This is a genomic window from Streptomyces nanshensis (assembly GCF_001751255.1).
Taxonomy (GTDB): Bacteria; Actinomycetota; Actinomycetes; order Streptomycetales; family Streptomycetaceae; genus Streptomyces; species Streptomyces nanshensis_A.
In genome coordinates this window covers 1-5,256 of the sequence record NZ_LJGW01000102.1, presented here as the reverse complement: position 1 = coordinate 5,256, position 5,256 = coordinate 1, and the positions used below count along the sequence as shown (strand labels likewise).

The window sequence follows — 5,256 nt, the reverse complement described above, 5'->3', positions numbered from 1 at the left end:
TGGCGGCGGCGGGGCGCTGTACCCGTACTCGGGCGGCGGCCCGCCCTGGTAGCCGGGTCCGGGTCCGCCCTGGTAGCCCCCGGGCCCGTACTCGGGCGGCGGTCCGCCCTGGCGGTAGAGGGGACCGGGAGGGGGACCGGGAGCCGGCCCGCCGGGGCCTCGGCCGTCGTACGGGGGCATGGGCTGGGTGTCGTTCACGGGATCGGTCCCTATCCGACGCGTGGAGCGCGTCTCGTCGCAGGATTCCGCCTCCGGGGAGAAGCGGAACGGCCATGGCGGAGGAAACACGGCCCCGGCCCCGGCCCCGGCCGCGGGCGTACGGCGGACTCGGCATCGCGGCGGTAGGCCGCCCGGAACTCCGGTGCCCACATTCCCTCAGCGCCGCCGTGGCGCGGGTGCGTTACTGGCGTCACCGCATCGGCACAGTGCACCACACCGCGGACGCCGTGGGTACACCTCGGCGTGACGTGTGCGTGCGCCGGCGCCCGGCGCTCTCCTCCGCTCGCCTTTCACCGCCCTAACGCATCGCCTCCGCCGCCTTCTTGATCGCCTCGCGGATCCGGAAGTACGTACCGCAGCGGCAGACGTTCGCGATCGCGTCGATGTCCTCGTCCGACGGGGCGTCCGTCCTGCGCAGCAGCGCGACGGCCGCCATGATCTGTCCCGGCTGGCAGTAGCCGCACTGGGCGACGTCCTGCTCCAGCCACGCCTCCTGCACCGGGTGCAGCCGCTCCCCGTCGGCCAGGCCCTCGATCGTGGTGACCTCCCTGCCGCCCGCCTCGGAGACCGGTACGACGCACGGGTTCACGGCCTCCCCGTCCAGATGGCTCGTGCACGCCTTGCAGACGTCGATGCCGCATCCGTACTTCGGGCCGCGCACGCCCAGCAGATCGCGCAGCACCCACAGCAGGGGCATGTCGTCGGGGGCGTCGACCGTGACGCTCTCGCCGTTGACGGAGAAGGTGTGGGAAGGCAACGCGGGGCTCCTCAACGCGGGAAGGGGTCGAAGTCGACGTCGAAGTTCACGGGGAAGGAGCGCGGACGGGTGCCGGTGGCGCGGGCGTAGGCGTTGGCGATCGCGCCGACCGCGGCCGGCACCCCCAACTCGCCCGCGCCGCCCGGCTCGGCGCCCCGCTCGGCGGGCAGCACATGGACCCGTACCTCGCGCGGGCTGTCGTGCTGCCGCGCGTAGTGGAACTGCGAGTAGCTGCCCTCCAGCGGCAGTCCCTCGTCGAGGTGGAGCCCCGCCCGCAGCGTCGTGGAGATCGCGTCCGTCAGCCCGCCGAGCATCTGCGCCTCCAGGCCGCGCGGGTTGACCGGCAGCCCCGCGTCGACCGCGATGACGGCCTTGGTCACGCGCGGCTTGCGCGGATCGCGGGCGTCGATCTCGACGAGGCACGCCGTACGCGACTTGTACTCCTCGTGGAAGCCGACGCCCTGCGCGCAGCCCTCCGGCAGTTCACGCCCCCACTCGCCGTCCTCCGCGGCCTTGTCCAGTACGGCCCGCTGCCGCGCGGACTTCAGGAAGGCCCGCCGGAAGGCGACCGGGTCCTGGCCGCACCGGGCGGCGAGCTCGTCGACGACGATCTCCTCGGCGCCCCGGGTGTTGGCCGAGTAGACCGACCGCCAGGAGGCGGTGGGCATCCGCAGCGGCACCTCGTTGAGGAGCTGTGTGGTGACGCCGAAGTCGTACGGGGACTTCACCGTCGTCAGGAAGAGCGACTGCGCGAGGCTCGCGTTGCCCGCGACGGGCAGCTTCGCGGCGTTCGCGGTGAGGATCTCGCCCAGTCCGTGCCGGAAGTCTGTCTCGACGGCCGCCACCCGGTGCTCGAAGGTGAGGACGTTGCCGAGGGCGTACGTCGCCCGGATCTTGTGGTGGGTCGCGGGACGCATCCGGCCGTGCCGCATGTCGTCGATGCGCGACCACATCAGCCGTACGGGGCGCCCGCACTTCTGCGACACACGGGCCGCTTCGAGCGCGGCGTCGAAGAACAGCCTGCGCCCGAACGACCCGCCGCCCTGCACGACATGGACGGTCACCTTCTCCTGCGGCAGGCCGAGTTCGGCGGCGATCGTCTGGAGGGCGACGATCGGCGACTTCAGCCCGGACCAGATCGTCGCCCGGTCCTCCCGTACGTCCGCGACGGCCGAGTTGGTCTCCAGCGGTGCGTGGCTGACGAACGCGAAGTCGAACTCGGCGTCCACGTGCCGGGTGAGCACCGGCGGCACCGCGAGCGGCGGGGTCGCGGCACGCAGCTTCGTCCGTACGTCCTCGTCCGAGAGGCCGTCGACGGTGCCCTTTCCCCAGTCGACCTCCAGGGCGTCCTTGCCCTCCAGCGCCTGCCCGAAGGTCTCGGCGACGACCGCGACGCCGGTCTCGATCGCGGCGACGTCGAGCACCCCGGGCATGGCACGTACGGCGGCCTCGTTGCGCACCGCCCGCACCGTGCCGTTCAGCGTCGGCGGACGGCGCACCGTCGTGGGCTTCGCGCCGGGCACGTCCAGGTCGAGGGTGTAGCGCTGGCGTCCGGTGACGATCGCCCGTGCGTCGACGCGCGAAGTGGGCACGCCGACGAGGGAGTGCTCCGACTGCGGCTTCACCGCGGTCTGCGGGCCGTTCAGCTTCTCGGTGCGCCCGGCGGCCGCGGCCCTGGCGAGGGACGCATACGACGCCTCGCGCCCGCCCGGCCCGTGCACCACGCCCGCGCGGACGGAGAGCGACTCCGGCGCGAGGCGCCACCGGCGGGCGGCGGTGGCGACCATACGGGCGCGGGCGGCGGCCGCGGTCTGCCGTACGGGGCCGTAGAGCGACCTGATCGAGTTGGAGCTGCCGGTGAGCTGGTTGAAGAGCAACTCGGGACGCGCGTCGTCGAGTTGGACCCGTACCCGGTCCAGCGGCGTGTCNCCCGTACCCGCGCCAGAGGGGTGTCCAGCTCCTCCGCGACGAGCATCGCCACCGCGGTGGTCAGGCCCTGGCCGACCTCCTCGCGCGGCAGACGGAAGTGGACCGTGCCCTCCTCGTCGACGCGCAGCACGAGCAGATGGGACGTCGGCTTGCCCGCGAGGATCAGTACGTCGCCGAGGTCGAGGACGTCGGCGGGCGCGGGCGGCGAGGGCACCGCGGCACGGGCCTCGGCGGGCGCGGCGGCGTCCGTGGCGATGCCGGTGGCCACGGCGAGCGTGGGCGCGGCGACGAGATAGGTGAGGAAGGTACGCCGGGCGGGGGCGGGAGTCCGGGCGTCCGGGACGCCGGCGGGGTCCGCGGATTGTGCGGGGTCCGCGGTGGGCGCGCCGTCGGCGGCGGTCCCCTCGGTCACCCGGTCCGTGTGCGCTCCCGCCATGTGCGCTCCTTCGTGACTGAACGGCCGCCGGTCCGTGGAGATTCGTGGAGACTCGTGGGAACGGCCGCCGGAGGGGCGGCCGTTGACCGGTCCGCGCACACACTTCCGCGCTACGCCCCGGCGGGCAATGTGCCGGCCGGTGACGATTGTGCGGAAGCGTTGGGGGCGGGCGCTCACACCGTGGGCGCGGCCCTTTCGGGCCGTACCGCGCCGGGGCCCGGCGGGGCGGGCGTTCGCGGCGCGCTGATGGGCGCCCGTGCGACCTGCGGCGACGTCGTCCATGGAGAAAACCGGAGGGCGGGTCTAGGTACTTGTTGCTCATGGCTGCCCTGTCACCGGTCTGTGATTCTGGCCGAGGGCCTGGTGCGGTCGCGGTGCCGCGTCCGCGCGCGAAGTTCAGCTCCACGTCTCTTGGTTGAGACGCCGTCGACTGCGCGGGGAATGAACGAGCGGATGGTATTCACGGGACTGTCTGACGCCGAGCTGCGCCAACTCGTCCAGGAGGACGAGGAGTTGTCTCCCGGCGCGCGTGAGGAACTGGAGCACCGGCACTACCAGGCCGTACGGGCCTTCGCGGGCGTCGTCAGCCCGCCACGGGGCGACGTGCTGGCCCGCCAGGCGTGGGCGCAGGCGCTCCGGCCGCTGGACGAGGACATCACGGGTGCCGTGCGGCCACGGGCGCTCGCCGCGGTGCTGCGTACCGGTGCCGAATGGCTGGGAGCGGGCGAACGGCAGGCGCTGGCACCGGAGTTGGTGGCCTGGTTCGAGCCGGAGCCGGACCCGGGGGCCGGGGCGGACGGAACGGGCGCGGCCGCCGGCGGCGCGACCGGTGCCGTCGCGGAGGTCGTCGCGGCGGCCGAGGCGGCGGCCCTCGGACGGGACTCCGGTACGGACGCTGCCGCGGGGGACGCGGGTGCTGACTACGCGGGTACTGCCTACGCGGGTGCCGGGTACGCCGGGGCCGGGCATGTGGGCGCCGGATACGCGGGCATGCCGCGGCTCGCGTACTTCCGGGCGTCGTCCGTGACGGCACGCGCCTTCGAGCGGCTTCCGGCCCGCAGCCAGACGGTGCTGTGGCACGTCGAGGTCGAGCACGACGACGTCGCCGTCGTCCAACAGCTCCTGGGCGCCGAGCCCGAGGACGTCGCACTGCTCAACAGACGTGCGCGCAGGGAGCTTTACACGGCCTACGTCAGCCTGCACCAGGACGAGACGACGGACGACGCGTGCCGCCGTCTGCACCGGATGCTGCTGGCGTACGCGGAGCAGACGACGATGAACACCCCGGAGGACCTCGTCGCGCACCTGGGGAGCTGCGCGCACTGTTCGCGTGCCGTGGACGATCTGGGGCGCATGCGCGTCGAGTTCGGGAACGTGCTGGCCGAGGCGCTGCTGCCGTGGGGCGGCGCGGAGTACGCCCTCGCGGCGCACGCCGTCTCCTCGACGACGCTGGACGTCTCGGGCCCGTCGGGCTCAACGGGCTCAACGGGCGCAGACGGTACGGACGCGGCGGGTACGGCACCCTCCGGCGCGGTGGGTGCGGTGCCGGTCGCCGGTGCGGCGTGGAGTTCGTGGAGCGGTGACGGTGGCGGAGGCGGGGCAGGGGGCGCGGTCGGGTCCGGTGCGGCTTCCGGATCGGCCTCCGGTTCGCCGTCCCGTTCGTCGTCCGCTGCGGCCTTCGGCGCGGACCCGGGCTGGAACCCGGGCTGGGACGCGGGTTCGGATGCGGGGTTCGGGCGGCGCGCCCTGGGCGGGCTGCGCTCGCGCGTGCTCGCCGTCCCCGGCGTCGCCACGTTCTCGGACGGCCAACGCTCCCCGCGTACCCGCCGGTTGGTGCTCTCGGCGGCGCTCGTCGGGCTGTGCTCGCTCGTCGTCGCGGTCGCCTACACGGGCGGCCTGCGGCAGGGCGCGGAGA

General features: G+C 74.0%; 5 protein-coding genes and 1 pseudogene. 2 read left to right on the top strand and 4 right to left on the bottom strand.

Annotation, left to right across the window (positions count from 1 at the left end):
* The 4 genes from AN218_RS37400 to AN218_RS37865 all read right to left on the bottom strand — a co-directional run.
* Window positions 1-198: hypothetical protein (locus tag AN218_RS37400; protein WP_216311721.1), on the bottom strand; the 198-nt coding region annotated here is incomplete at its 3' end.
* 319 nt (window positions 199-517) lie between these two features.
* Complete coding sequence (locus AN218_RS05270; RefSeq protein ID WP_070015442.1) at window positions 518-976, bottom strand: (2Fe-2S)-binding protein; 459 nt, start codon at window positions 974-976, stop codon at window positions 518-520.
* A gap of 11 nt (window positions 977-987) precedes the next feature.
* Window positions 988-2,409, bottom strand: coding sequence for a xanthine dehydrogenase family protein molybdopterin-binding subunit (locus tag AN218_RS37870; protein ID WP_244900288.1), 1,422 nt, complete (start codon window positions 2,407-2,409; stop codon window positions 988-990).
* Window positions 2,410-2,618: 209 nt separating this feature from the next.
* Window positions 2,619-3,035 carry a molybdopterin cofactor-binding domain-containing protein gene (locus AN218_RS37865; protein WP_244900286.1) on the bottom strand — a complete coding sequence of 139 codons (417 nt, stop codon included), beginning with the start codon at window positions 3,033-3,035 and terminating at the stop codon, window positions 2,619-2,621.
* Between AN218_RS37865 and AN218_RS37860 the strand changes: the two genes are divergently transcribed.
* Both AN218_RS37860 and AN218_RS05260 read left to right on the top strand, forming a co-directional pair.
* Window positions 2,926-3,201, top strand: a complete 276-nt coding sequence (locus AN218_RS37860) for a hypothetical protein (RefSeq protein WP_244900291.1) — start codon at window positions 2,926-2,928, stop codon at window positions 3,199-3,201. The two genes, AN218_RS37865 and AN218_RS37860, sit on opposite strands and share 110 nt — an antisense overlap.
* 593 nt (window positions 3,202-3,794) lie before the next feature.
* Window positions 3,795-5,256, top strand: a pseudogene (locus AN218_RS05260) (hypothetical protein); the annotation flags it as partial.